25 protein-coding genes and 1 pseudogene are annotated in these 25684 nt (G+C 63.1%); 4 read left to right on the top strand and 22 right to left on the bottom strand.

Annotation, left to right across the window (positions count from 1 at the left end):
* From ACVW1B_RS28715 to ACVW1B_RS28800, 18 genes and pseudogenes are all read right to left on the bottom strand, one after another.
* The gene (locus ACVW1B_RS28715; protein ID WP_253638696.1) at positions 1–336 is read right to left on the bottom strand and encodes a hypothetical protein; all 336 of its coding nucleotides are present in this window, start codon (positions 334–336) and stop codon (positions 1–3) included.
* A 368-nt stretch (positions 337–704) separates the two neighbouring features.
* Positions 705–1712, bottom strand: a complete 1008-nt coding sequence (locus tag ACVW1B_RS28720) for a zinc-dependent alcohol dehydrogenase family protein (RefSeq protein WP_141340659.1) — start codon at positions 1710–1712, stop codon at positions 705–707.
* 24 nt (positions 1713–1736) lie between these two features.
* Positions 1737–2090 (bottom strand): RidA family protein, encoded by a 354-nt coding sequence (locus ACVW1B_RS28725; RefSeq protein ID WP_456822597.1) that lies wholly within the window; start codon positions 2088–2090, stop codon positions 1737–1739.
* A 296-nt stretch (positions 2091–2386) separates the two neighbouring features.
* Positions 2387–3184, bottom strand: a complete 798-nt coding sequence (locus ACVW1B_RS28730; protein WP_456822598.1) for an ABC transporter ATP-binding protein — start codon at positions 3182–3184, stop codon at positions 2387–2389.
* Positions 3168–4103 carry an ABC transporter permease gene (locus ACVW1B_RS28735; protein WP_310885557.1) on the bottom strand — a complete coding sequence of 312 codons (936 nt, stop codon included), beginning with the start codon at positions 4101–4103 and terminating at the stop codon, positions 3168–3170. Before ACVW1B_RS28735 ends, ACVW1B_RS28730 begins: the two co-directional genes overlap by 17 nt.
* 1 nt (position 4104) lies before the next feature.
* Positions 4105–5067, bottom strand: coding sequence for an ABC transporter substrate-binding protein (locus ACVW1B_RS28740; protein WP_253638693.1), 963 nt, complete (start codon positions 5065–5067; stop codon positions 4105–4107).
* 1 nt (position 5068) lies between these two features.
* Positions 5069–6282, bottom strand: a pseudogene (locus ACVW1B_RS28745) (alpha-hydroxy acid oxidase).
* A gap of 139 nt (positions 6283–6421) precedes the next feature.
* A complete protein-coding gene (locus ACVW1B_RS28750; RefSeq protein ID WP_092089126.1) occupies positions 6422–6727 on the bottom strand; it encodes a hypothetical protein in 306 nt (101 codons plus the stop codon).
* 8 nt (positions 6728–6735) lie between these two features.
* The gene (locus ACVW1B_RS28755) at positions 6736–7026 is read right to left on the bottom strand and encodes a hypothetical protein (RefSeq protein WP_253638691.1); all 291 of its coding nucleotides are present in this window, start codon (positions 7024–7026) and stop codon (positions 6736–6738) included.
* 63 nt (positions 7027–7089) lie between these two features.
* Entirely contained in the window at positions 7090–7617 is a 528-nt protein-coding gene (locus ACVW1B_RS28760; RefSeq protein ID WP_253638690.1) for an alcohol dehydrogenase catalytic domain-containing protein, read from the bottom strand.
* Positions 7618–7686: 69 nt separating this feature from the next.
* The gene (locus tag ACVW1B_RS28765; protein WP_253638689.1) at positions 7687–8052 is read right to left on the bottom strand and encodes a YciI family protein; all 366 of its coding nucleotides are present in this window, start codon (positions 8050–8052) and stop codon (positions 7687–7689) included.
* A gap of 7 nt (positions 8053–8059) precedes the next feature.
* The gene (locus ACVW1B_RS28770) at positions 8060–11608 is read right to left on the bottom strand and encodes an indolepyruvate ferredoxin oxidoreductase family protein (RefSeq protein WP_456823076.1); all 3549 of its coding nucleotides are present in this window, start codon (positions 11606–11608) and stop codon (positions 8060–8062) included.
* Positions 11608–13005 carry an FAD-binding oxidoreductase gene (locus tag ACVW1B_RS28775; protein WP_253638687.1) on the bottom strand — a complete coding sequence of 466 codons (1398 nt, stop codon included), beginning with the start codon at positions 13003–13005 and terminating at the stop codon, positions 11608–11610. The genes ACVW1B_RS28770 and ACVW1B_RS28775 overlap by 1 nt, the downstream gene beginning before the upstream one ends.
* A complete protein-coding gene (locus ACVW1B_RS28780; protein ID WP_456822599.1) occupies positions 13002–13334 on the bottom strand; it encodes an ABC transporter ATP-binding protein C-terminal domain-containing protein in 333 nt (110 codons plus the stop codon). Before ACVW1B_RS28780 ends, ACVW1B_RS28775 begins: the two co-directional genes overlap by 4 nt.
* A gap of 7 nt (positions 13335–13341) precedes the next feature.
* Positions 13342–13770 (bottom strand): ATP-binding cassette domain-containing protein, encoded by a 429-nt coding sequence (locus ACVW1B_RS28785; protein WP_456822600.1) that lies wholly within the window; start codon positions 13768–13770, stop codon positions 13342–13344.
* Positions 13767–15539 (bottom strand): branched-chain amino acid ABC transporter ATP-binding protein/permease, encoded by a 1773-nt coding sequence (locus ACVW1B_RS28790; RefSeq protein ID WP_456814909.1) that lies wholly within the window; start codon positions 15537–15539, stop codon positions 13767–13769. Before ACVW1B_RS28790 ends, ACVW1B_RS28785 begins: the two co-directional genes overlap by 4 nt.
* The gene (locus ACVW1B_RS28795; RefSeq protein ID WP_310885553.1) at positions 15536–16576 is read right to left on the bottom strand and encodes a branched-chain amino acid ABC transporter permease; all 1041 of its coding nucleotides are present in this window, start codon (positions 16574–16576) and stop codon (positions 15536–15538) included. The genes ACVW1B_RS28790 and ACVW1B_RS28795 overlap by 4 nt, the downstream gene beginning before the upstream one ends.
* 63 nt (positions 16577–16639) lie before the next feature.
* Complete coding sequence (locus ACVW1B_RS28800) at positions 16640–17782, bottom strand: ABC transporter substrate-binding protein (RefSeq protein WP_310885552.1); 1143 nt, start codon at positions 17780–17782, stop codon at positions 16640–16642.
* Positions 17783–18078: 296 nt separating this feature from the next.
* On the opposite strand from ACVW1B_RS28800, the gene ACVW1B_RS28805 reads away from it, so the two are divergent.
* From ACVW1B_RS28805 to ACVW1B_RS28815, 3 genes are all read left to right on the top strand, one after another.
* On the top strand, positions 18079–19401 hold the full coding sequence (locus ACVW1B_RS28805; RefSeq protein ID WP_141340673.1) for a phenylacetate--CoA ligase family protein: 1323 nt from the start codon (positions 18079–18081) through the stop codon (positions 19399–19401).
* A gap of 1 nt (position 19402) precedes the next feature.
* Positions 19403–20644 (top strand): alpha-hydroxy acid oxidase, encoded by a 1242-nt coding sequence (locus tag ACVW1B_RS28810; protein WP_456822601.1) that lies wholly within the window; start codon positions 19403–19405, stop codon positions 20642–20644.
* A gap of 62 nt (positions 20645–20706) precedes the next feature.
* Positions 20707–21309 carry a TetR/AcrR family transcriptional regulator gene (locus tag ACVW1B_RS28815; RefSeq protein WP_253638684.1) on the top strand — a complete coding sequence of 201 codons (603 nt, stop codon included), beginning with the start codon at positions 20707–20709 and terminating at the stop codon, positions 21307–21309.
* 26 nt (positions 21310–21335) lie between these two features.
* Here the strand turns inward: ACVW1B_RS28815 and ACVW1B_RS28820 are convergent, their stop codons facing one another.
* Positions 21336–22538 carry an NAD(P)/FAD-dependent oxidoreductase gene (locus tag ACVW1B_RS28820; RefSeq protein ID WP_253638683.1) on the bottom strand — a complete coding sequence of 401 codons (1203 nt, stop codon included), beginning with the start codon at positions 22536–22538 and terminating at the stop codon, positions 21336–21338.
* 76 nt (positions 22539–22614) lie between these two features.
* Here ACVW1B_RS28820 and ACVW1B_RS28825 point away from each other — a divergent pair, with 76 nt between their 5' ends.
* Positions 22615–23517 (top strand): alpha/beta hydrolase, encoded by a 903-nt coding sequence (locus tag ACVW1B_RS28825; protein WP_253638682.1) that lies wholly within the window; start codon positions 22615–22617, stop codon positions 23515–23517.
* A 3-nt stretch (positions 23518–23520) separates the two neighbouring features.
* On the opposite strand, the gene ACVW1B_RS28830 is transcribed toward ACVW1B_RS28825, so the two are convergent.
* The 3 genes from ACVW1B_RS28830 to ACVW1B_RS28840 are packed head-to-tail and all read right to left on the bottom strand — an operon-like array spanning position 23521 to position 25684.
* The gene (locus ACVW1B_RS28830; RefSeq protein WP_253638681.1) at positions 23521–24297 is read right to left on the bottom strand and encodes an SDR family oxidoreductase; all 777 of its coding nucleotides are present in this window, start codon (positions 24295–24297) and stop codon (positions 23521–23523) included.
* Between the two features lie 6 nt (positions 24298–24303).
* Entirely contained in the window at positions 24304–25137 is an 834-nt protein-coding gene (locus ACVW1B_RS28835; protein WP_456814914.1) for an enoyl-CoA hydratase/isomerase family protein, read from the bottom strand.
* Between the two features lie 28 nt (positions 25138–25165).
* Positions 25166–25684 carry an aromatic-ring-hydroxylating dioxygenase subunit beta gene (locus tag ACVW1B_RS28840; protein ID WP_141340679.1) on the bottom strand — a complete coding sequence of 173 codons (519 nt, stop codon included), beginning with the start codon at positions 25682–25684 and terminating at the stop codon, positions 25166–25168.

Raw genomic sequence — 25684 nt, forward strand, 5'->3', positions numbered from 1 at the left:
CTATTGACGATTTGGGTGGCCTTCGTCGACGGCCGTCGCGTCGAGATCGTCGACGATCTTCAGCGCGGACGCCGCACGCCGCCTCGGTCTCTTCGCCAAGTTCATCAGTTCGACGACCTGATCGTAAGACGACCTGGAGCTCTGGGCGAGGGTGTTGCCGCGCTTCACCAGATCGCCGATATCGCCGACGACTGCTTCGACGTCGAGTTGCCCCCGTTGCGAGGCCGCATAGGCATCGGAAGCCAGGGGTGCACAGACCGTCGTTATCAATTCCGACTGGATTTCCAGCCAGGCGCCGGTCTCCTCGAAGCCGTCTCGCCGGGCGTTGGGAATCACGCTCTCGGGATCGATGTAAAATTTCGCCGACGTAGTAGGTACTGAACCTTCCGTAGGTTGGGCACAATCCTGAGCTGGACCGTAAGGCCGTATGCTCGTTGAGAACCAGGATATTCATCGGCAAGAGCGTCGCCATCAACAGACTGACGGCCTGCCGCTGTCTACCCGAAAGCAGGCTGATCGGCATCGACATGCGGTCCTGGAGACCAAGCCTGATCCGCACGAGCTTGTCCGCGAAGTGCCTACGCTGCCTGCCGCACGACCACGCGTCCCGGCGGCATAACCACCCCTTCGTCCGCTATGCACGGACGCCGTGCACGCTTCGCGGCTCCGGCTGCGCATCCACTCCAGCGCTGAGTTGCTTGTGATCACTCATGCTCGATTACGATCTTGCCGACATGTGATCGGCTTTCGAAGGCCCGGAAAGCATCCATGGCCTTAGAATACGGGAAAGAGCGACTAATTACCGGCCGGAGTTGCTGCGCGGCGATAGCTCGATTCATCGCATCAAAGCCATCGCGGCTGCCGACCGTGATCCGTCGGACGGTCGACACACTCTGGCTGAGCGCCGACGGATCGAAGTCCTCGACTTTGGTCAACCTGCCGATCAGCGCGATCTGCCCGCCGACCGCGCTAGCTTTCAGGGAACGCGTCAGGGTTCCTAAGCCGCCTACCTCAACTATATGATCTGCCCCTAATCCCCCTGTTCGCTTCCGCACGGCAAACTCCCAATCAGGCGTGTCCTTATAGTTGATGACGTCGTCTGCCCCGAGTTCTTTCAGGCGCTCGGCCTTATCGGCGCTCGAGGTCGTCGCAATGACCCGGGCACCGAACAGCTTGGCGAATTGCAGAGCGAACAAGGATACGCCCCCTGAGCCCTGGATGAGAACAGTATCGCCGGCTATCACGGGGACCGGCCCAGTCAGTGCGGACCAGGCGGTCAAGGCCGCGCAGGGAAGCGTTGCAGCTTCGGCGAAAGAGAGATGAGCCGGGAGGTGAACGATCTCCTCCTCGCTGATGACGGCGTGACTGCATAGCAATCCATCGACATCGCTGCCGCGCTGTTCCGAAATGTACCCCGGCCTGACCCGGCCGCCGATCCACCGCGGGAAGAACGTCGCTGCTATTCGATCTCCGATCTTGGCCCGTGTGACTCGATCTCCAACAGCGACAATATCGCCAGTTCCGTCGCTGAGCGGAATTAGACCCGGCCGCACGTTGAATGTATCGCCACGCAGGATAAGCAGATCGCGGTAGTTGAGAGAATTTGCCCGGATGCGGACAAGTACCTCGCGCGCACCAGGGGTTATAGAGGCCCGTTTCTTCAGAAATAGGCTATTTGGGTTACCAGGTTGCTCGATGGAAAACGCCTGCATGTTGGATCCTCTGAACTGTGCGTATCAATCGCCAACAGCGGCCGTTACCTGAATTTCAATCAAAAGCCCGGGCAATACCAGATCTGCCTTGACCGTAGCGCGCGCTGGCCGCCCATGCACGCCAAGCCAATGGCGCCAGAGTTCATTGAATCCGGCAAAATGACCGAGGTCCGCTAGCCACACAGTCGCCGTCAGCAATCGCGATCGATCCGTCCCGGCCTTCTCCAGAAGTGCGTCGATCCGCCCGAATACTTCTGCGGCTTGTGTCGGGAAATCCGCGCCGCGAGAATCGAACGCCACCTGGCCGGACAAATATGCCGTGCCATTCGAGACGGTCACCTGCGACAGGAGATAGCCCGAGTCGATGTGCTTGATCATATGTTTCTTCCTTGATGTAGCCTAGTTAATAGAACGAACGATTGAACTATGTAAGCCGACACGTCTCTTCTGCTGAAGGTGTAGGAAAACGGTCGGTTTGGAGCGGGAGGCGCGAATCTGTTAGGGTGAAAGGGCATTCCCGCTATGTGAGCTTTCAGGAGGCTGTCCGTTCGGACCGGGCCCGGAAGGAAGCCTGCAGATACAGCCGGAGCCCCGAGTTCGTTCTCTTGCGACGATTGTCTGTCGGTTCGCTTTCGTTTCATCAGGTTTCCAGCTTCCCACACAAGAACACATCACTAGACGATCAAGTCAGCATCATCTGATCGCTGTCGACGACCCTTCCGGTTGCCCTTGCCGAAGAGCTGAAGCAGTGCTGGAATGTCGAGCTTTCGCCGCTCCTCGCCGCTTACATCGAGCGCGACGACGCCACGATCCATCAGGATGGTGCGTGTGCCCAGGGCCAGAGCGTCTCCCATCGAGTGGGTCACCATCAGCACGGTCAGTCCGTCGGCGTCGGCGATCTCCGCTGAGAGCGAAAGGACTTTCGCCGCAGCGGCAGGATCGAGTGCGGCGGTATGCTCGTCCAGAACCAGAATCTTCATCGGCAAGAGCGTCGCCATCAACAGACTGACGGCCTGCCGCTGTCCACCCGAAAGCAGGCCGATCGGCGTCGACATGCGGTCCTCCAGACCGAGTCCGAGCCGCGCGAGCTTGTCCGCGAATTGCCGACCGCCCGACAGGGCGGTCGAGAAGCCTCGACGACGCCCGCGTTTTGCGGCAAGGGCCAAGTTCTCCTCGATGCTGAGCGATCCACACGTTCCGAGCCGCGGCTCCTGGAAGACGCGTCCGACATCCGCGGCGCGCTTCGAGGCCGGCCAATCCGTTATGTCCTGGGCGCCGAGCTTGATGGTCCCCCGACTCGGACGCACGGCGCCGACAATCGCGGACAGGAGCGTCGACTTGCCCGCGCCGTTCGAGCCAATGACCGTGACGAATTCGCCAGGCGAGATGTCGAGATTTACACCGCGAAGCGCCCGCACTTCTGTCGGAGTTCCCACGTTGAACGTGACGTGCAGATCATTCAGACGCAGCATTGACCCTGCCTCCTGCACGACGTGCGAGAAGGCGGGCCATTCCGCCCTTCGCAATACCCAGCCCACGGCCTTGCGACAGGATCACCGCCGCTGCGACCACGATTGCCGTCACCAGATTGAGATCCTGCGCCTGGATGAAGCCCAGGCTCAGCGTTGCCGCGATAAAAAGCCGATAGACGAGCGCCCCGACCAGGCAGCCGAGCGTCCCGAAGAAAGGAGCCCGCCGCCTAAGCAGCGCCTCGCCTATAATCAGAGCCGCAAGTCCTGTGACGATCGTACCGACGCCCATGGAAACGTCGGCCACGCCCTGCGTCTGGGCGAACAACGCGCCAGCTAGCGCGACGAGCGCGTTGCTGATGGCCATTCCGAGATAGATCATCGCGGCATTGTTGACGCCCTGAGCCTCCGCCATTGCCGGGTTCTCACCGCTGGCCCGCAGAGCAAGGCCGATCTCGGTCTTGAGGAACCAGTCGATCAGCAGCTTTGCGGCAATGGCGAAGAGGGCGAGAGCAATCACATTTCGCCACAGGCCGAAGTCGCCCAGTTCGCCGAAACGATCGAACACCGTCGCTCGTCCGTAGATCGGCAGGTTCGGCCGCCCCATGATGCGCAGATTGATGGAGAAGAGCGCCACCATCGACAAAATGCCCGCCAGCAGATTCATGATGCGGAATTGCACGCTGAGCAAGGCGGTGATCAGCCCGACGGCTGCGCCGCTCATAGCGGCCAGCGCGGTCGCCAGGAACGGATCGACGCCGTTCACGATCGCAGTCGCGCCGACCGCGGCTCCGAGCGGGAAGCTGCCGTCCACCGTGAGGTCCGGAAAAGCGAGCACACGAAACGAGATGTAGACGCCCAGGGCCACCAGCGAGAACAGAAATCCCGTTTCGAGGGCGCCGGCGAACGCGAAAAGACTCATCTCACTCGATCACTTTTTTCGCGCCAGCGCGGATTTCGGCGGGGACATCGACACCCATCGCCTTTGCTGACGACGCGTTGAGATAAAGGTCCTGGCTCTTCGGCACCTGCGCCGGGATTTCGCCGGGATTCATTCCCTTGAGCACCTTGCCCGCCATCTGTGCGGTCAGTTTGCCCATCTCGTAGTAGTTGAAGCCCAACGCCGCGAGAGCGCCCCGCTCGACCGAACCCGTGTCGCAGGCGAAGACGGGCAGTCGCGCCGTCTTGCCTACAGTCACCACGCTCTCGACAACCGACACGACGGTGCTGTCGGTAGGCAACAGAATCGCATCGGTCCTGCCGACGAGACTGCGCGCAGCGTCTCCGACCAGGGCCGACTGGGCGGCAGGGCTCTCGACGATCTCCAATTGAGAAGCCTTGGCCGCTACTTTCAAAGATTCAACCTGCGAGACGGAATTGGCCTCGCCCGGGTTGAAGATCACGCCGATTTTCCTGGCGCCCGGCGCCAGCTTCCTGATCAGCTCGAGGATCGGCGGATACGGCTGCTGGTCGCTGGTCCCGGTTACGTTGCCGCCCGGCTTGGCCATCGACGGGACGAGGCCAGCGCCGACAGGATCGGTCACCGCTGCGAAGATCAACGGCTTGCCTTTCAGAGAATTTTTCAGGGCCTGCGCGGAAGGGGTCGATATGGCGATCGAGATATCGAGGTCGAGACCGGAAAACTCGTTTGCGATCTGGGCCTGGGTCGCCATGTTTCCCTGGGCGCTTCGGATTACAATCTTGGCCGTCTTGCCATCTTCATAGCCAGCCGATTTGAGGCCATCGATGATGCCTTCACGCACGGCATCGATGGCGGGGTGCTCCACGATATAAGTGAGGCCGATGAGAGGCAGGTCCTTAGCGGTCGCGGACGATGCGAACCAAGCGAGGCAGGCAGCGGTAAGAAATCCCTTCAATATGCGCATGTCATGTGCCTTTTCTTAGGTATGAGACAGGAGTTGGCGACGCCCCGGCGTCAGGCCGAGGCGCGAGCGGAACCGGCGCCGGCTGACGGATCATGCCTGGATGAAAATCCTCGATCCTGGCCACGCCCATCAGCGCCTGGGCGACGTCCAGTTCGGCTTTCAGGAGGCCAAGGGCATGAAAGACCGTTTCCTCGCCGCCGACTGCAAGCGCATAGAGGGTCGCCCGACCGACCTGAACGGCGTCAGCTCCGAGCGCGAGCGCGCGAGCAATGTCGGAGCCTGTGCGGAAACCGCTATCGATCAAGAGCGTAAGCCGGCCGCCGCCACGAAGTCGGGCAGGACGTCGATCGAGGCGACAGCGCCATCGAGCTGACGACCGCCATGGTTGGAGATCACCAGACCATCAACCCCGACTGACAAGGCCTTGCTGACATGCGACGGGTCGAGCAATCCCTTGACGATCAGTGGCTTCTTCCAGCGATCGCGCAGTCTTGCGATATCGTCCCAGCTTATCGAGGCATCGAACTGGCTCTGCATCAGCGCGGCGATGGTGTCGGTCTTTTCCAGCCCGAGTCCTTCCCCCATCACCTTGAGCTGCGGCGCCCCTGCCCGCGCCATCCTCATGCTCCAGCCGGGATGGACGAGGAGGCCCGCCAGCTTTGCCGGCGTCCATCGGAACGGCAGCGAGAATCCGTTACGCTCATCGCGCAGCCTCTTGCCGGCGACCGCGTTGTCGACCGTAACCTCGATGGCTTCGAAGCCGAGTGTTTCCGCCTTGTCAACGATGCGCGCGCTAAAGGCGCGATCCTTGAAGATGTAGAGCTGCATCCATTTGCTACCGTCGCCCGCCGAAGCGACGTCGTCCTGCGTGCAAGTGCCTGCGGTGCTCATGACGAAGGGAATGCCGGCCCGGCCAGCGGCGCGAGCTAAAGCTATGTCCCCGTCCGGCCAAGCCGCTGCTGCCAGGCCCGTCGGGCCGATGATGAGCGGCATTGCGTAGGACTTGCCGAAGAGCTTGACCTCTTGGCTGCGACGGCCGACATCGATCGGCGCCGAGCCGAGCAGTCGCTTCGCATCCAGTGCGGCGCGGTTGCCTGCAAGCGTGTTTTCGCCGTCAGCGCCGCCATCGTAGAAGTCGAATATCATCCTCGGCAGCGCCCGCCGCGCGAGCTCGCGGTATTCGGCGATTGAATGGGCATTGGCTTGGAATTTCATCACCGGCCCTCCGAAATTGCGCTGATAGTTTCGGGCGTTGGACGATAGCGGCTGCGCAGTGCGATAAGAACCACCAAGCTCAGCGTCGCGGCCGCGCCGGCGTAATAGCTTGGTGCGAGTTTGCTGCCGGTCGTTGCGATCACCATGTGATGATGAACGGAGCGAAGCCGCCGAACACCGTTACCGCGAAACTATAGGAGAGCGACAATCCGCTGGTCCCGGTGCCCGCCGGGAAGAATTCCGACAGTGACGCCGGCAGCGGCGCGAGGCGCCAATGTCGGCCGCGAAGATGTGCTCGCGGATTGCTGACAGCGTTGGCGTGGCTCTTCACCGAAACCTTCGCCATCGCGCGCTTGAGGTCTCGAGTATTGATTCCGTGCCGGTGAGCGTAGGCGTTGGCGAGCTGCGAGAAGTTGCAGGTTCCGATGCTTGTGATCCCGCGCATGTTCTGACTCACGGCACCAGCTTGGAAGTGTCGATTTCGGACAATTGGCGCCGGAGTTCATCTTCCTGGAAGCCAGGATGGCGCTCAGGCACCATCACCGTCATGGGATGCACCGAGACGCAGTATGGTTCGGCTACGAGGAAGCGATCGGCCTCCTCGCGCGTCCTGTACTCGAGCGCGAATCCGCTGCCTATCTGGTTCGTCATGGCAACAAGGAGGCCCTGCGCCCCATTGAGCAGGACCTCATCCGACGTCGCAGTATAGCGATCGTCCAAGGCGAGTTGTCGCATCTCCATCATAGATGGTCCTCCCCAACTCTTGTCTTCTTCGGATTATTATTCATAGTACGACCGTTCTGTCAATTAAAGGGACGATCCCTCCAACAGGCCGCCGCCTGAAAGATTTTCATGAGTAGCGACCGGCGTCGGCTGGCAAACGCGGATCAGCTGCGGCTGATAGTCGGATTCCGTATAGGACAAATGGTCCGGAACGCGCACGACCTCCTCTTCATCGAGGACTGCGTGATCTCGCAGCAAGCCATCTACATCCCGGCCCCGCTGCTCGCCGAGATACTCCGGCTTGATACGCCCGCCGATCCAGCGTCTGATGAACGTGCCCGCAACGCGGTCGCCAATCTTTGCCCGCGTGACATCTTTGCCCACCGCCAAGACGTCACCTGCGCCGTCACAAACAGGCACCAATCCAGGTCGTGTCCCGCTCGCGGCATTGAAGCTTCCGCCTTGGCCGCTCACAATCAATAGATCGCGATAATTCAGGGAATTCGCGCGGATGCGAACGAGAACGTCCTTTGGCCCGAGGGGCGGCACGGAAGTCTCTTTGAGAATGAGGCCGTCGAGATGTCCGAACTGGTCGACATGAAATGCCCGCACAATAATCCCTCAATGATGATTCACGTCAGTTCCGCGAAGAGATCTGCAATGTCGGAGGGGCAGCCGCCTTCAGCCCCGCTGCTCGTGCGTTCGCAAATTGCGTGCGATCCATTCTCTGGCCGATACGAGGAGATGCTCAAGAAATTGCGGATCCGGATGGGGGACGAAACGCTCAAACGGCTCGATCGTGACGCTTTCGAAAAGACCTGCCCGGGTGTAGGGCTCGTTCGCCAGGAAGGCATCGGCCGCTTCGCGCGTCTCGTGGCGCAGCACCAGAAACATGCCTTCCACCACGGACCCGTCGGCCGACATCAAGGCGCCCCCCTGATCGAGCCAGCGCCGGTTCTCGATCATGTAGGCGACATGGATATCGCGGATGGCGAGACGCTCGTCTGCTCCACCTGGCCGATACAAGCAACGGACGACCGTCAGCATGGGAGCCTCACGCAACATCTTTGATGCCGCGAGGCGTCGGATTCGCGATCGTCTCGAACTCCCGGAGCAATCGCTGCTCTTCCCGTTTCGCGGCGGCCACATTGGCACGCTTGACGTGACCGAATCCTCTCATTTTCTCGGGCAGCTTTGCGAGTTGCACCGCCTGGTCGAGCGTCGCTGGTGACAAGCCGATCGAGAGGCGGTCGATCAGCGCCTTGTAGTCATCGATCAGACGCCGCTCCAGGCGCCGCTCTTCGGTATGGCCGAACGGGTCGAACCCGGTTCCGCGCAGGACTCTTAGGCGCGCGAGAACGGCAAAGACGCGCATCATCCAGGGTCCGAACGCGATCTTCTGCGGCGCCGTGCTTCCCGCGCGCGGTCTTGCCAGGAACGGAGGCGCGAGATGAAGGCGAAGCGTGAAATCGCCCTCGAAACGCTGCTTCAGATCGGCCATGAATTCCGGTCTGGCGTAGAGGCGGGCGACCTCATACTCGTCCTTGTAGGCCATGAGCTTGAACAGCGCGTTCGCCACGGTCTTCGTCAGGACGAAGGTGTTGGCGGAGCCGAGCTTGAGCCGCTCAGTGGCTGCACATTGGCCGACGAATGTCCGATAGGACGCCGCGTAGCGCGAGTTCTGATAACGCACGAGCTCTTCGGTGCGCCGGTCGGCCAGTGCCTGCCATTCCTCCGGCTCTAGCAAGACCGTAGGCTGCCCGCCCCGCGCGGGAAGTCCCTGCGCGGCGACCACACGACCACAAGCGAATGCACGCTTGTTCGCCTCCACTGCGACGCCGTTGAGCGTGATCGCCTGGATCATGGCAGCTGCGCTGACTGGAATCAGCCCCTGCTGCCAGGCGTGCCCGATCAGAATCATGTTGGCGCCCGTCGTCTCGCCGAACTGCTCCTGGGCGAGCTGCTGCACATCGAAGCCCGTGATCATCTCCGTCCCGGCGGCGTGGCGCACTTTGGCGAGCAGATCGTGGTATCGTGGATCCGCGTCCGGATCGCGAGCGAACTCCGCAGTCGAGCCGAGATGGGTGTTGACGAGAACGCGGGTCACGTCCTTGCGCACCGTTCCGAGACTGTCTGGCAGGCAGCCGACGATGAGATCGCCCATTACCACACCGTCAGCCTCGCCCCAGTCGATCCGGGGCTGGTTGATCGTTCGGCCGTTCCGCGCAAGGCGCAAATGGCACATCACCGAGCCGCCCTTCTGCGCCAGCGCGGTGAAGTCAAGCTCGGCAACCTCCAGACCGTCGAGGTGCGCGGCCATCGCGATAATGGCGCCGACGGTGATGATGCCGCTCCCCCCGACGCCTGCCACAAGAAGGTTGTGCGGGCGTCCGTCAGGCAGCGCCAGCAACGGCTGCGGAAGGGAGTTGGCGCGCGCAATCCAGTCCTGACCCGAGGCCGGCTGCTTGTGCAACCGTCCGCCGAGGACGGAGACGAAGCTCGGGCAAAAGCCCTCGACGCAGGAGAAGTCCTTGTTGCACGAGGTTTGATCGATCGCGCGCTTGCGGCCGAGATCGGTCTCCAGCGGCACGATCGAGAGGCAGTTGGAAGCCTTGCCGCAATCGCCGCAGCCCTCGCACACCGCGCTGTTGATGAACATCCGCCGCGCGGGATCGGAATAGGTTCCTTTCTTCCTGCGCCGGCGTTTCTCCGCCGCACAGGTCTGATCATAGATCAGCACCGTGACGCCCTTGATCCCGCGCAGCTCGCGCTGGATCGGATCAAGGTCGAGCCGGTCATGGACCGTGACGCCCTGATCGAGAGCCGTCCCCGCATAGCGCGCGGTGTCGTCGGTGACGATCACCACCTTCCTTGCCCCCTCGCTCGCCATCTGCCGAGCGATCTGGGGCACCGTGAGCTGGCCGTCGACCGGCTGGCCCCCGGTCATCGCCACCGCATCGTTGAACAGGATCTTGTAGGTGATGTTGTGGCCCGCGGCGATTGATTGCCGGATCGCGAGATGACCGGAATGGAAATAAGTGCCTTCGCCCATGTTCTGGAACACATGAGGCGTCGTGGTGAAGGCAGCCTGCCCCGCCCAATCCACGCCTTCCGCTCCCATCTGGGTCAGTCCGGACGTCTGCCGGTCCATCCAACTCGCCATGTAGTGGCAACCGACGCCGGCCAGCGCTGTGCTGTCCTCAGGAATCTTGGTGGATGAATTGTGCGGGCAGCCCGAGCAGAAATAGGGCAGACGCCGAATGCCGTCGGCCGCGTTGCTTAACGGGGACGCTCGTTCGAACCGACCGAGTCTGTCGGCAAAGGCGAGATCCGGCCGTATGTTCGAAAGCCAGGCCGACAAGGGCGCGGCAAGCGACGACGGGCGGTGCTGACCAAGCGCCGACACGAGGGGCGATCCATCGAGGGCACCGCGACCGGAAATGCTCGGCCTGCGATCCGCAGGCCAATTGAAGATCGCATCCTTGATCTGCCCTTCGACGAGGTTTGTTTTCTCCTCCACCACCAAGATGTGCTTCAGCCCGCGCGAGAACTGCTCGAAGCCCGCGCGATCGAGCGGGAATATCAGGCCTGGTCGCCAGACCCGCACACCTTTCTGCGCCAGGACATGCGGCGGCAGGCCGATGCGCTCGAAGACCTCGAGAACATCTGTCGCGTTCTTGCCCACGGCGACAATGCCGATATCTGCTTGCGGAGCATCAATCAGCATACGGTCCAGCGAGTTCATCTGCGCGAACGCGGCGATCGCTTCAAGCCGGCGTGCCATGCGCAACTCGATCGCAGGCGTCAGAAAATCACGGGTGCTATATCCGAGGCCGCCTTCCGGAAAGCGGTCTCGCGATGGTGCCGTGAAGCGCGGCAGCACAGGGGCGGTGAAGCTGCGGCTGCTTTCCACAGTCTCGGAGATCGCCTTGAACGCAACCCATGCGCCGGAGAAGCGCGACGCCGCCCAAGCCCAGAGCCCGAATTCTACATACTCGTCGACGCTAGCCGGATGAAGGATCGGAATCCCCCACCCCATCAACGACATGTCGCTGGCGTTCGGGATCGAAGAGGATGTCGCGGCATGATCGTCGCCGACCACAAGGACGACGCCGCCTTTACCCGACGCACCGGTGGCATGCCCGTGCCGGATCGCGTCACCGGCCCGATCGACGCCGGGCCCCTTGCCATACCAGAGGGCGAAAACCCCATCGACCGTCCGGTTCGGGTCCTGCCCAACCCGCTGCGTGCCGGAGACGGCCGTTGCGGCGAGATCCTCGTTGATGCCCGGCAGAAATCGGATGTCATGATCCGCTAACGCCGATTTTGCCCGCCACAACTCGGTGTCCACGCCCGCAAGCGGTGAGCCGCGATAGCCACTGACGAAGCCCGCGGAGCGGATGCCGTCGCGGCGATCAGCAAGGCGCTGCATCAACAGCAGCCGGACGAGCGCCTGCGTGCCCGAGGTGAAGACGCGGCCCTCGGCCTTCGTAATCGCATCATGGAGGCGGTAGTCGAGATCGACGCTGGTTGCAGTTTCACGAAGGGTCATGGGAATGCTCTTCTTCGAGTTTCTGTGCTCAGGACATGGGGCGAACCACATCACGCGTAAGGTTGATAATCGTCGACGCGCAGGATCTTGCCGGGATTCATGACGTTGCGCGGATCGAGCGCCCGCTTGAGCGCCGCGAGCGTCATCATCCCTGCCCCGCGCTCGGCGACCAGGTAATCCATCTTGCCGGTGCCGATGCCATGCTCGCCCGTGCAGGTGCCCCCGACCGCATGGGCACGCGCGATCATGCGAGCGTTCAGCTCGGCGATCCGCCGCTTCTCGCCCTCGTCTTCGGGATCGACCAGAACGCACAGATGAAAGTTTCCGTCGCCGACATGCCCGCACAGTGGGGCGATCAGATTGAGCTCCACGACGTCCTGTCGGGTCTGCGCAATGACGCCCGGAAGCTCGGAAATCGGCACGCAGACATCAGTCGGTATCCCCTGCGATCCGGGGCGGAGCGCCAGCGCCGCCCACCACACATCGTGGCGGGCCTGCCAGAGTTTTGTCCGGTCTTCGGGGGCGGTCGCCCACCGGAACGCGCTGCCGCCGAACTCCGCCGTAATCGCAGACATCAGGCTGACCTGTTCATCGACGGCCTGGTGGGTGCCGTGGAATTCCAGGAACAGCGTGGGCTGAACGGCGAGGTCGAGCTTTGAATAGTGGTTGCAAGCCTCGACCTGCAACGCATCGAGCAGCTCTGCGCGTGCCAGCGGAATCGCGCTCTGGATCGCGGTGACGACGGCGGACACCGCCGCCTCCACCGTCGGGAACGTACAGACCGCCGCACCAATCCGCTCAGGGATTGGGGCGAGCCGCAACGTGACTTCGGTGACGACACCGAGCGTGCCCTCGGCACCGACGAACAGCCGGGTCAGGTCGTAACCGGCGGACGATTTTCGTGCGCGGGTCCCGGTGTCGATCAGCTGGCCGTCGGCGAGCACAACGCGCAGCGACGTCACGAACTCGCGCATGGTGCCGTAGCGCACCGCGTTGGTGCCGGACGCACGTGTCGATGCCATCCCGCCGATCGAGGCGTCGGCGCCCGGATCGATCGGAAAGAACAGGCCGGTGTCCCGCAGGGCTGCGTTCAGCGCCTTGCGCGTTACACCCGCCTCCACGGTGCAATCGAGATCGGAAGGCGACACTCGCAGGATGCGATCCATCCCCGACAGATCGATGGTTAGCCCACCCTGCTCGGCGCTGATCTGTCCCTCCGTGGAGGTGCCGGTGCCGAATGGAACCACCGGACACCGATAGTGATGACAGATCGTAACAGCGTCGACGACATCCTGCGTCGAGGCTGCGAACAACACCGCATCAGGCGCGATCGTCATGTGGGATGTGACTCCGCTGGCGTGGTGGCGGCGGACCGAGGCCACCGTCGACAGCTTGTCGCCGAACCGCTCGCTCAACTGTGCGATGGCCTCTCGTGTGGCGCGTGTCATCCTGCCCTGCCGATCTGTCGCTCATGTGGCTTCGAAGAGAATGCCGTCGACATTCCGAGATAGGCTTCGATGACACGGCGATCCGCAGCGATATCGGCCGCCCTGCCTTCCAGCTGGACCGCCCCGCCTTCAAGGACGTAGGCGCGATCCGACAGCTGCAGCGCGGCGCGCGCGTTCTGCTCGATCAAGAGGATCGAAACACCCTCGTTCTTCAGCTGCGCAATGATGCGGAACATTTCCGCGACGATCAGGGGCGCAAGCCCGAGACTTGGCTCATCGAGCATCAGGAAGCGCGGTCTCAGCATCAGCGCGCGCCCCAGCGCCAGCATCTGGCGCTCACCCCCGCTCAACGTGTTGGCGAGTTGATCTCGCCGCTCGGCGAGACGCGGGAAGAGACGAAATATGTCGGCGATGCGCGCGCGCATATCGAAGCGCGGGTTCCACCCTTACCGCGAACGCGCCGAGCCTGAGATTGTCGAGCACGGTCATCGGCCCGAACAGGTCGCGCGTCTCCGGCACCAGCGAGATCCGCGCGCGCACCCGCGCCTCGATCGACCGCGACGCCTCCGGCCACTGCGGAAACAGGAGCCGGCCACCGAACGGCACGAGACCCATCACTGCATTGACAAGGGACGTCTTGCCGGCGCCGTTCGGACCGATCACAGCGGTGACCTCACCGGCCTTCGCTTCAAGCGATACGTCGTTCACCGCTGTCAGGCGGCCATGGCGAACCGTGAAGCGTTCGAGTTGCAGCAGGGCTGTCATGCTGCAACCCCCAGATACGCTTCCTGGACGCCTGCGTCGGCGCGGACCTCTTCGGGCTGCCCGAACGCAATGCGGCGGCCGAAGTTCATCACCATCAGCCGATCGGCTAGGCGGAAGACAAACTCCATGTCATGTTCGACGAGGATGATGGCGAGACCTTCGGCCCGGAGCCGCAACAGCAGATCGGCCAGCAGGGTCTTTTCGTTGGCGCGCAAGCCGGCCGCTGGCTCATCGAGCAGCAGCAGCACCGGATCGGCGGCGAGCGCGCGCGCGATCTCCAATATGCGCTGATGACCGAGCGACAGCGTCCCGGCAGAATCCCATGCCTTGTCGCCAAGCCCGACGCGATCGAGCAGATGCTGCGACCAGCCCAGCAACCGGCGCTCCTCGGTGGCATCGAGCCCGCAGGACGCCGCCAAAACACCGCATCTGCCAAGATGCGTGGCGCCGATGGCAACGTTCTCGATTAGGCTCATCTCGGATACCAGCGCCGCGTGCTGAAACGTCCGCGACAGACCGCGCGCGCACATGTCACGTGCGCTCACGCGCGCCAGCGGCGTGCCCAGGAAGCTCAGCTCGCCCCCGCTCCGCGGCAGGCCACCACTGATCAGGTTAAACAGGGTGCTCTTCCCCGCGCCGTTCGGCCCGAGAACGCCAAGGATTTCGCCACTTCGAACATCGAAGCTGACATCGTCGACCGCCATGAGGCCGCCGAACGTCCGCCGCAAGCCGGTCGCCGACAGGACCGGAAGTCCATGGTCCGGCTTGGCCCGGCGGCTCGGCAGGATAAGGGGCGCGACCGGCGCAGGAGGCGCCATATAGGGGGTGATCACCTGCTGCAGGAATGGCCATAGGCCCTTGCGCGCCCGGTGCAGCACGACAATCATCAGCGCGGCGAAAGCCAACAGTTCAAATCGCGTGGTGGCCCCGAAGATGGGCCTGAGCGCGTCCTGTAGCTCGTGCTTGATGACCGTCACCAGCCCGGCGCCGACCAGCGCGCCCCAAACCTGTCCGCTCCCGCCGATCACCGTCATGAAGAGATAATCGATGCTCGCATTGAGGCCGAACGGCGTCGGGTTGAGGAAGCGCTGCACATGCGCATAAAGCCAGCCCGAGAGCGCGGCGATGACGGCTGCGGCAACGAACGCTATGAGCCGGTGGCGTTGTGCGCTCGCGCCAAAGGTCTCCGCGATCACCGCCCCCGTGCGAAGGGATCGCAGCACTCGCCCACAGCGGGATGCGAGCAATCGCCGGCACCAGACAACGACCAGCACGAGGGCCACCAGCGCGAGACCGAAGGTCTGTTGCTCACTACGCAGCTCGATACCGCCGACAGCGGCAGGGGGTATCCCTGTCATGCCGTTGAATCGGCCGAGCTCATCGGAATTTCCGATGAGGAAATAGAAACTGATGCCGAAGCAGAGCGTTGCCAGCGCAAGATAGTGACCGCTCATCCGCACGGTGATTGCACCAATCAGCGTGGCGACAGCAGCCGCACCGATCAGCGCGCCGGCAAGGCCAAGCCACGGCGAGAGCCCCAATTGCGCCGACAGATAGGCCGACGCATAGGCGCCAAGACCGACGAAAGCCGCCTGGCCGAACGAAACCATCCCCGCGACCCCGGTCATCAACACGAGTCCGAAGCACGCGATCGACGCGATCATCACATAGGTGATCACCGACACCTGATAGGTCGGCAGCCCAAGCGGGGCGAGTGCCGCGATCGCAAGGGCAATAAAGGGCGCAAGAGCCAACAGGCGGCCGATCATTCGATCCCATCCTCCACATGAGGATTGACCACAGATCGCCAGAACAGGATCGGGATGATCAGCATGAAGACGATGATGTCCCGATAGGCGCTCGCCCAGAATGAGGCGAAGGCTTCCACCGTTCCCACCAGCAGGGCGCCCGCAGCCGCGAGGGGATAGATCGCAAGTCCACCCACGATCGCGCCGACGAATCCCTTCAGACCGAGAATGAAACCGGAATCGTAGTAGAGCGTCGTCATCGGGCCCACCAGGAGACCCGACGCCGCTCCGACGAAGCCGGCGACGATGAAGGCCGTTCGCCCAGCCGAGACCGCACTGATGCCCACGATCTCGGCGCCACGCCGGTTGTATGCAGCCGCCAGAAGCGCGCGCCCGCGGAGCGAGCGGTGGAAGAAGACGTAGAGCACAAGCACGAGCACCACGCTGCTGCCGATCACTCCCACCACCTGTTGCGAGACGATCTGGCCGGCCACCGAGAACGGCGGTCCAGAAAACCCTTGCGTTCGCACACCCTCGGCTCCGAACACATGCAGACCGATGCTGTTCAATCCCAGATGGGTTGCGATCGCGGCGATCAGGAGTACCAGGGGCGACGCAGACGCGATCGGCTGGAACACGATCCGATAGATCACCGGACTGATGCAGGTGATCAGCGCGCAGGTGACCGCCATCTTCCAAAGGAGCGGCGCGTCCTTCGGAACCAGTACCGCAGCCACCAGTGCGACGGCGAGCGGCACGATGCCAAACTGCACGATCGATCGCGCGACGCGGGCGCGGTCCCGCCGAGCGCTGGCGTCCAACATCTCGAGCGCAAACGCGATCGCGGCGCCAAACAGCAGGATCCATACCGTGCCCGGCATGACACCCGTGTCGAAGGCCGACAAGGTCAGCGCCGTGAAGGCGACCAGATCACCCTGTGGTACGAAGATCACGCGCGTCACCGTGAAAACGAGGACAAGCGCGGTCGCGAGCAGGATGTAGATTGCGCCATTGGCGATTCCGTCCTGCAGCAGGATGGCCGCAACATCAGCGGTCACCGCTGCCCCCGTCGCCGCGCGCCTTGCGCCCGAGCACGATTATCCTGTGAAGGCATCGAGACGTCATTGGACCAACTGCCAGCTGCCGTTGACGATCCGCGTCATCACGCGCGAACGCTCGTCGAGACCGAGGTGATCGGTGGCCGACATGTTGTAAACGCCATTCGGTCCGGCGACGTCCTTTGTGGCCGCGATCGCGTCTCGCAACGCGATCCGGAACGCTTCGGTCCCGGGCTGTGCCTTCTCTGCGGCTGCCGCGATCGCCTTATCGAGGATGAGCTGGGCATCCCAAAGGTAGGCTGCGAATGTCGAGCGGGCGCCTGCCCCAGGGATTGCCTCGTAACGACGCACGAAATCGAGCCCGGCCGCCTTGGCCGGATGACTATTGGGCAACTGCTCGGCGACAAGGACCGGCCCCGCCGGTACGAACGTCCCTTCCAGCGCCTTCCCGCCGACACGCAGGAAGTCGTTATTGGCCACACCATGTGTCTGGTAGATGACGCCCTTGTAACCACGCTCAGCGAGCGTGGTCTGCGGCAGCGCCGCCGGCGTGCCAGATGCCGCAATGAAGATCGCGTCTGGATTTTGCGACACGATCTTCAAGATCTGTCCGATCACGCTGCTGTCGGTTCGCTGGTAGCGCTCCGAGCCGACGACCTTGATCCCGGCCGCCTCGACCAGCGTGGTCATGACCTTGATCCAGCCTTCGCCATAGGCATCGTTGAAGCCGATCAAGGCCAGGGACTTGATGTTTCGGCGTTTCATGTGATCGAGCACGATCCAGGCCATCTGCGCATCGCTCTGCGGGGTCTTGAACACCCAGCGCCGCCGATCGACCGGCGGCTCGACGATCAGAGCCGATCCGGCCAGGCTGATCATCGGCGTCTTGGTGTCGGCAACAATGTCCAAGAGCGCCAGCGAGTTCGGTGTCAGGCTTGGGCCGACAATGGCGTCGACGCGGTCCTCCGTCGTCAACTTTCGTGCAGCCGTTACCGAGGTCGACGTATCTGAGGCATCATCCATCAGGATGTAGCGGACGTCCTGTCCGCCGAGCTTCTGCGGCAGAATGCTCACCGTCCGCTGCTGCGTCACCCCGACCGAAGCCGCGGGTCCGGTGGCGGACACAATGATTCCGATCCTGACCTCGGCCAGCGCTGGCGCGACCCATGATGCGACCGCGACAACTGCAATGATCAGCTTGTTCACTTCGATCTCCTCGAACGTTGTTTCCTCTTCCGACCAGGCCGAACTTCTTTTCTTGTCGTCCCGCCTTCCCCCGTCGCGCGGCCTCGTCGCGGGGGCGCCGAGATCGCATCACAAGCAGCGGGCTCGTGACCCAGATGCGGTGTCCGGCCCGCTCCGCTCTCGCTGACGGCTCCGCCTGCTCGTTGTTGTCCTTTATTTAGACCAAACGTTCGGTCTAAGAAAGAGAAAAATTTGCCGCGCCGGATTTTCCCGAGAACGCACGGCAACCAGGGATGAAGACATAGGAGGAACCCGGGATGCTCCACCCAGACATCGAAAGTCTCGACTATCCAGCCATCTGCCGCCTCCAGAAGGAGCGGCTGGCGAAGCTCGGCCAGCGCCTCAGCGAGCGGCCCGATTGGGTTGCCCATTTTGCCGCCGCCGGAATGAAGCTGTCGGACCTCGCAGCAGAGGACGGGCTCGCGCACGCGCCATTCCTCGACAAGTCTGCGCTGCACAGCCGCTATCCGTTTCCGTTCCTCGCCGCACCGATGCAATCGGTCAGGCGCTTCATGGCAACGTCCGGAACCACCGGCCTGCCGGTCTTGTTCGGCATGACGGAGCACGACTACGGCGAACTCCTGCCCTATCAGATGGCGAGAATCCTCACCGCAGCGGGGGTGCAGCGAGGTCAGCGCGCCTACCAGGGCTATGGTTATGGCCTTTGGATCGGGGGGCCTGCGCTCGACGTCGGCTTCGCAGCGCTCGACTGCGCGACCTTCCCGATCGGCCCCGGTCGCGGCGAGTTGGTCGTGAAGTGGCTGCGCGACCACAGCTACGACGTTGCCTCCATGTCGCCACTATGGCTGATGTCGCTCGTCACCATCGCCAGGCAGATGGGCATCGATCCCAAGACGGAATGGACGATCAGGCTGGCCATTCTCGGTGGTCAATCGGTGTCCGCCGAGTTTCGCAAGCAGTTGGAGGCGGAGATGCCGGACGGTTTCGTGAGCCAGAACATTTACGGGACCACCGAGGCCGGCGGACCGGTGCTCGCGATTTCCACGCCATACACTCATGACGATGACGAGCTGCAACTCGTCAACGAGGACACGATCATCACCGAAATCCTTGACCCGGTGACGCTGAAGCCCGTTTCTCCCGGCGAAGTCGGCGAGATCGTCATCACGACGCTGTGCCGCGAAGCCTCGCCGGTCGTCCGCTGGCGCACGCGCGACCTGGTGCGACTGTCGCCTTCGCCCTTCGACTGCCGCTCGGGACGCAGGGGCATGCGCAAGATCGGACGCATCATCGGCCGTAGCGACGACATGCTCAAGGTCAAGGGCGTCATCGTGTTTCCCTCTCAGATCGAGGACATCATCGCTGCGACGAAAGGAACGGTGAAAGAGGCCTGGCAGATCTACGTCGACAAGGAGCGCACCACGATCGGCACCATGTGCGTCGCGGTCGAGGCCGAACGCAGCTCGGATCGTCCCACTGAGCAGATCGTCTCGGATGTCAAGCGCGAGATGCGGGCACGTCTTGGCATGAGCGTCGAGGTCGAGTGTCTCCAGGAAGGGACGCTGCCGCGCTATGAGGCCAAGGCGACGCGGGTGCTTCATCGTGCCGAGCGCACCTGAAATGAAGGCCCGGTCCTTCAAATATATTCTGAATGTCGAAGACATGCGCCTGGAAGCACGTCGGCGGTTGCCACGGGCGATTTTCGACTTTGTCGACGGTGCCGCGGAGGATGAGGTCTCTCGCCGCCGCAACCGCGCCCAATTCGACGAATGGGGCTTCGTTCAGCGGGTGCTCAACGACGTCGGCGCGATCGACCTCTCCATCAGCCTTTTCGGCAGGCGCTATGCGGCCCCGTTCGGAATCGGGCCGACCGGCCTTGCCGGCCTCGCCTGGCCCAAAGCCGAGAGCCTGCTCGCCAGGGCGGCCGCGGCGGCTGGCATTCCTTTCTGCCTCAGCACCGTCTCGAGCGTGCGTCTCGAGGAGGTTGCTGAAACATCTGGCGCGGGCAACTGGTTCCAGCTCTATATCTTCCGCAACCGCGATCTGTCGCGGAGCCTCCTCGAACGTGCCCGTGCGGCCGGTTATGCGGTGCTCGTAATCACCGTTGACTGCGCCACAGGCGGCAACCGCGAGCGCGACCCGCGCAACGACTTCACACTGCCGCTGCGGCTCACGCGCCGAAATCTCGCAGATACCGCCTTGCATCCCGGATGGCTGATGCGCATGGCCAGGACTGGCGCACCAAAGCCTGCGAACATGGTCGAGGCCGTAGCCGGGTCCGCGACGAGCGCGCAAGGCCTCGTCGCCTTCATGAATGCGCAGCTCGATCCGTCGGTGACCTGGAGAGATGTGCAAGAGTTCATCGCGCTCTGGAACGGCCCGGTGATCGTCAAGGGCGTGCTCAGCGTCCGCGATGCGGTGCATGCCGCTGAACTCGGAGCGGCGGGCGTCGTCTTGTCAAACCACGGCGGGCGGCAGCTCGACGGCGCCGTGTCACCGCTCACCGTCCTCCCCGAGATTCGACACGCGGTTGGCAACAAGGTGACAATCCTATGCGACAGCGGCTTCCGGCGAGGCACCGATATCATCAAGGCACGTGCGCTCGGAGCGGACGCGGTTCTGATGGGACGCAATACACTTTACGGCGCAGGCGCCGCCGGTGCACCCGGCATTGCCCATGTGATTTCGATCCTGAGGACCGAGCTTGAACGTGCCATGACCTTGCTTGGCACCGCTCGCATTGTCGATATCTCGCGCGAGCATGTACGCTATGTTGGCCCAGTGCCGCACGAATCAGCCAGGAATTCGTGCCGCGCCCAGTCGACCACCGACATGGGGGTGATCGACACACCCCGACCGTAATTGAAAAGCCGATCCCTGGCCTCTATAGTTCGACCGTTCGAACGATTTTTCCAGGATAGCTTGTGACAAGACCTCGTTCCCCGGACTACGACAACATCCAGGCATCGATCATCAAGCAGGCCGCCTCGCTGTTTGCGAGCCGCGGCTACGCGGCGACCTCGATCGGTGACATTGCGGCCGCGTGCGACTGCTCGAAATCACGCCTCTACCACTACTTCGAATCGAAAGAGGCGATCCTTGTGTTCATGTTGACTGAGCATGTCGACAAGCTCCTGGCGGGTTGCGACGACATCCTTTCGGGGCGCGAGGAGGAGATTGCCCGCTTCCGCAAGCTGATCAGGTTCTTCCTGCAAGTCTATTCCGTCTCGCGCGACAAACATGTCGTGATGCTCACCTGCATGGAGTTCCTGCCCAACAACGTAAGACGGGACGTCGTCAAGAAGCAGCGCCAGTTGATTTCAGTCGTCACCGACATGCTGGCGAAGATCCGGCCCGACCGCGCCAAGGATGAGGGCAGCGCGCATGTCGACGCAATGCTGTTCTTCGGCATGATCAACTGGACGTACACTTGGTTCCGCCCCGACGGACGGATCGTGCCGACGGATCTCGCGGACCGCTGCGTCAGCATCTTCCTGGATGGTTACAAGCACTCGAAGGTGTTCTGATCGGCTGAGGGCCTGAGGAGGCGCGCTCACATGAGCAAGCTGCGCGGGTCGAACGGGCGGTCCGCAAGCATTGACGGATCGACGTTGAGGCCTTGCGCCAACAGCTTCTTCGCGGTCATGAAGGTGCGGGCGTCGTTGACGGAATCAACAGCGACAAGGCGGCCCTCCCGGTAATACCAGTTCGACACGCCACGATCCGTGTCTCGCGCGACGACCATGGTATAGCCGCGGTTCCAACCGGCGATCTGCAACTTGGCGTCATACTGGTCGGACCAGAACCAGGGCACTGGGGCATAAGGCGCGGCCGCGCCTAGCATGTCATCGGCGACCGCCTCCGCCTGATCGATCGCGTTTTGCACGCTCTCGAGACGGGTCAGTTCACCATGGAGGGGAAAGCGCGCGCAATCGCCCGCCGCCCACACATCCGCAGCCGAGGTACGACCATGCTCGTCCACCAGGATGCCGTCCTTGGTTTCGATCCCTGCGCGCTCGGCTAACTCCGTGTTGGGGAGCACACCGATGCCGACCAGCACCAGATCGGTTTCCAGGCGCTCGCCTGTGGTCAACTCCGCTTCGCACACGGCGCGATCACCTTGGACTCCGACAACCCCACATCCCTCGACGATGCGGACGCCGTGGGTTTTATGAAGCCGGCGAAAATATCCCGACGTCGCCGGGCAGACGGCACGCTCCAGGATCCGAGCGGCACTTTCGATCACGGTGACGCGAAGCCCCGCCTCCGCGGCGACCGCGGCTGTTTCCAACCCGACGAATCCACCACCGATCACCAGCAATTTGCTGCTGGTCCGGAAGTGGCGCCGCATGTGCTCGGCATCACGCAGCGACCGGAGCTCACAGACATTTCCGAAGTTCTGGAGCCATGATGGCAAGCGCCGCGGCGACGCGCCGGTGGTCAATGCGAGCTTCGTCCAGCCGATGGTCTCATCACCCCACGCAAGTGTCTTTCGCGCAAGGTCCAGCGACGACACCGGACGGCCGGCGCAGATGTCGACCCGATTGTTGTCCCAATAGGAGGCCGGGCGGAGCAGCAGCCGCTCCTTCTCCCACTCGCCGCTGAGATACTTTTTCGATAGGGGCGGGCGCTGATAGGGAGCCCAGGGCTCCTCGCCATAAATCGTAATCCTGCCGCGAAACCCCTGCGTGCGAAGCCGGATGGCCAGGGCCGCGCCGGCTTGCCCTGCGCCCACCACCGCGACATGCTCCTCCATCGTCCACGCCCGTATTTATTGACCGAACGTTCAGACTATGTATTAATTCAATGCGTTTTGCAAGCCGATGGGTCGCATGGACAACACGCAGGATGATCTGGGCGTAGTGCGACGTCGTATCGCCGCCGCCATTGAATCGTGGAGCCGGGCGAGCTCGCTGGCCGAAATCCGAAAAAGCTTCGAGGCGCTCTTTGCTGACGGCCACGACACCCGGATTGAGACGTTTAAGATCGGACCGATGACGGCTGCATGGATCGCACCGCGCGAAAGCTCAATGCACCGTGTCGTGCTGTTCTGCCATGGCGGCGGCTTCCAGGTGGGATCGATCCGCTCCCACTTTAGCCTGATGTTGCGTATTGCGCGCGCGAGCGCCGCGCGCGTCCTGGGCTTCAATTACCGTCTCGCACCGGAGCACAGATGTCCGGCGGCGGCCGACGACGCTCTCACGGCCTATCTTTGGCTGCTCAACCAGGGCATGCCGTCGTCACGCATCGTCGTGGCTGGCGATTCCGCCGGCGCCGCGCTCGCCATGGCCGTCGCGCTCGGCGCCCGTGATTGCGGCCTGCCGCTTCCGTCTGGTCTCGCCCTAATCTCGCCATGGCTTGATCTCTCGATGCGCGGCAACAGCTACGCGAGCCGTGCTGCGCTCGACATCTTTTCGAAGCCGGCGCAACTCGCCGCCATGGCCCGCACCTATCTCGGCCGCAACGGCAACGCATCGGACCCGTCGGCCTCGCCCATCGAGGCCGATCTTGCTGGCCTGCCTCCGATCCTGGTCCATGCCAGCGACTACGACATCACGCTCGACGATGCCTTTCTGCTGGCGGCACGGGCACGGCAGAGCGGCGTCGACGTGCAGGTTCGCGTGTGGGACGGCATGTTCCATCACTTCCAGATGTTCGCCGAGCTGCCACAGAGCCGCGAATCGCTGGCTGAACTTGGCCATTTCATCGCCGAACGCACCGGCGGCGGGGGCTGACGCTCAGCCGGCGACGGCGGCTCGCTCGCGACACTTGGCCCGCCAGGAGGCGCCACACCCCATGCCGCCCGAGACGCCCAGCACCTCTCCGGTCACGAACGACGCCGATGGCGAGGCAAAGAAGGACACCGCCGCCGCCACCTCCTCCGGCTCGCCGAGGCGCTTCACCAGGGTCAGGCCTTCCATGTCGCTTCGCAGCTTATCGCCGAACTGCGCGATCGCCTTCTCGACCAATGGGGTACGGATCGGCCCCGGCAGCACCGCGTTCACTGTGATGCCGTATCTCGCATTCTCTCTTGCGATCGATCGGGTAAAACCGATCACGCCAGCCTTGGCGGCCGCATACACCGCGCCCCCCTTTGACCCAAGGCGCCCTGCTTCCGATGCGACGTTGACGACGCGGCCATATCCTGTCCGCTGCATCGCAGGCAGTACGCCAAGCGTGAATGCGAACGTCGTCTCCAGATTGACCGCGAGCAGGCCACGCCAACTCTTGGTCTCCATCCGGGTGAAAAAGGCGTGCTGATCGACGCCAACATTGTTGACCAGCACCTCGAACGGGCCGCTGCTCGCGACGAAGCCCGCAACGGCGATGCTATCCGTCGCGTCGATAACCTCGAAAGCAGCACCGATTTCGGCGGCAAGCGCCTCAGCGTTTTCCGCATCAAGATCGCACAACGTCACCTCGAAGCCGTCGGCGGCGAGGCGACGGCAGATGGCGGCGCCGATTCCGTTCGCACCGCCGGTCACCAGCGCCCGCTGCAACGTTCCCGGCGCCATCTTCGGTCAGTCTCCGGTGAAGACAGGCGCCCGCTTCTCGAGCACGGCCGCCAGCCCCTCGCGCGCATCCGCGGTCGCGGACAGCTCCGCTACCGTGCGCGCTTCCTCAGGCAGGCAGGACTCGACGCTGAGTCCAATCCCGCTCCAGAGCAAGCGCTTCGCAGCCGCCGTCGCCCTGGGCGCGTTACTGGCAAGTTTCAGCGCGAGGTGCCGCGCGTCCCTTACGAGGTCCTCGTCTGGAACGACGCTGTTGATCAGGCCGATCGCAAGCGCCTCCTCTGCCCCAACCACGCGGTTGGTCAGGACGATCTCCGCGGCGCGGCGAAAGCCGACGAGGCGCGGTAGAATGACCGACGCGCCACCATCGGGCGCCATTCCAACCCGGGTGGCGCCTGCCATGAACCTGGCCGACTTCGTCGCCACCACGATATCTGACGCGCAGATGAGGCCGAGGCCGCCGCCACCAGCCGCATAGCCTTGAACTTCGCTGACGACCACGGCGTTCAGGCGGATCAGCGCGCCCACGGCTATCTGCAGATAGGCCGTCACCGTGCGAAGGAAGTCGCCCAGCGCCTCCCCCTTGGACGCGAATTCACGGACATCGCCACCGGAGCAGAAGTTCGGCCCGGCGCCGCGCAGATGCACGACGCGCACGCGCGGATCACCATGGCAGCGCATCACGGCCTCATGAATCGCGCGCATCATGGCGATGTTCATTCCGTTCGACGACTCCGGCCGGTTCAACGTCAGGGTCGCGATATGATCCGCGTAGTCCAGAAGGACCGTCCCGTCCGCGATCCAGCTTTCGTGATCCAAAGCTCTGTTAGGCTGAGATGTCATGTTTACCTCCCCTTGCTGGTCACGGCGCTCAGATGAGGAAGGACAGGGTGAAGATCGGCTTGTGATTGTTCACGAGGCCGACCTTCTTGCGGACCAGCTTGAAGCCGCCGTCGACGATCCGTAGGCGGTATTCGTTGCGTGCCGCCCAAAGGGTTTCGCCGCGCAGATTGTCTTCGAAAATGAAGGCGTTCGCCCGCACATTGATCTCGTCGTCAACCTGGTCGACGAGTTCCACATTCGAGATGATCCGGGCAAGCTCCGATCTCGGCGTCTGGGTGTGGCGCCGTCCCGTCTTCAACTGATCGATGCGCACGCCGATGCGCGAGCGGTTATCGTAGATGATCGACATCTGCCGCTCCGGATCGGTGTCGGATCCGTTGGCCGGCACCCAGTATGTCGCATCGTCAGCCCATAGCGCTTCCCACTCGTCATAGGCATGGGTGTCCTGAAGACGGGCTTCGAGGAACAGGAACTGCTCGACGCGCCGCAGGAGGTCGGCTCGCTCCGCTTCCGGGCGCAATGTCGTCTGGGATGCAAATCGCTCCAT

Source organism: Bradyrhizobium sp. USDA 4502, assembly GCF_054063355.1.

Bases quoted from the DNA above. Each gene is read 5' to 3' on its own strand.
- ACVW1B_RS28720 (WP_141340659.1), bottom strand. From the start codon at position 1,712: ATGCAGGCGTTTTCCATCGAGCAACCTGGTAACCCAAATAGCCTATTT.
- ACVW1B_RS28725 (WP_456822597.1), bottom strand. From the start codon at position 2,090: ATGATCAAGCACATCGACTCGGGCTATCTCCTGTCGCAGGTGACCGTC.
- ACVW1B_RS28730 (WP_456822598.1), bottom strand. From the start codon at position 3,184: ATGCTGCGTCTGAATGATCTGCACGTCACGTTCAACGTGGGAACTCCG.
- ACVW1B_RS28735 (WP_310885557.1), bottom strand. From the start codon at position 4,103: ATGAGTCTTTTCGCGTTCGCCGGCGCCCTCGAAACGGGATTTCTGTTC.
- ACVW1B_RS28740 (WP_253638693.1), bottom strand. From the start codon at position 5,067: ATGCGCATATTGAAGGGATTTCTTACCGCTGCCTGCCTCGCTTGGTTC.
- ACVW1B_RS28750 (WP_092089126.1), bottom strand. From the start codon at position 6,727: ATGCGCGGGATCACAAGCATCGGAACCTGCAACTTCTCGCAGCTCGCC.
- ACVW1B_RS28755 (WP_253638691.1), bottom strand. From the start codon at position 7,026: ATGATGGAGATGCGACAACTCGCCTTGGACGATCGCTATACTGCGACG.
- ACVW1B_RS28765 (WP_253638689.1), bottom strand. From the start codon at position 8,052: ATGCTGACGGTCGTCCGTTGCTTGTATCGGCCAGGTGGAGCAGACGAG.
- ACVW1B_RS28770 (WP_456823076.1), bottom strand. From the start codon at position 11,608: ATGTGGTTCGCCCCATGTCCTGAGCACAGAAACTCGAAGAAGAGCATT.
- ACVW1B_RS28775 (WP_253638687.1), bottom strand. From the start codon at position 13,005: ATGACACGCGCCACACGAGAGGCCATCGCACAGTTGAGCGAGCGGTTC.
- ACVW1B_RS28780 (WP_456822599.1), bottom strand. From the start codon at position 13,334: ATGCTGGCGCTGGGGCGCGCGCTGATGCTGAGACCGCGCTTCCTGATG.
- ACVW1B_RS28785 (WP_456822600.1), bottom strand. From the start codon at position 13,770: ATGACAGCCCTGCTGCAACTCGAACGCTTCACGGTTCGCCATGGCCGC.
- ACVW1B_RS28790 (WP_456814909.1), bottom strand. From the start codon at position 15,539: ATGATCGGCCGCCTGTTGGCTCTTGCGCCCTTTATTGCCCTTGCGATC.
- ACVW1B_RS28805 (WP_141340673.1), top strand. From the start codon at position 18,079: ATGCTCCACCCAGACATCGAAAGTCTCGACTATCCAGCCATCTGCCGC.
- ACVW1B_RS28810 (WP_456822601.1), top strand. From the start codon at position 19,403: ATGAAGGCCCGGTCCTTCAAATATATTCTGAATGTCGAAGACATGCGC.
- ACVW1B_RS28820 (WP_253638683.1), bottom strand. From the start codon at position 22,538: ATGGAGGAGCATGTCGCGGTGGTGGGCGCAGGGCAAGCCGGCGCGGCC.
- ACVW1B_RS28825 (WP_253638682.1), top strand. From the start codon at position 22,615: ATGGACAACACGCAGGATGATCTGGGCGTAGTGCGACGTCGTATCGCC.
- ACVW1B_RS28830 (WP_253638681.1), bottom strand. From the start codon at position 24,297: ATGGCGCCGGGAACGTTGCAGCGGGCGCTGGTGACCGGCGGTGCGAAC.
- ACVW1B_RS28835 (WP_456814914.1), bottom strand. From the start codon at position 25,137: ATGACATCTCAGCCTAACAGAGCTTTGGATCACGAAAGCTGGATCGCG.
- ACVW1B_RS28840 (WP_141340679.1), bottom strand. From the start codon at position 25,684: ATGGAGCGATTTGCATCCCAGACGACATTGCGCCCGGAAGCGGAGCGA.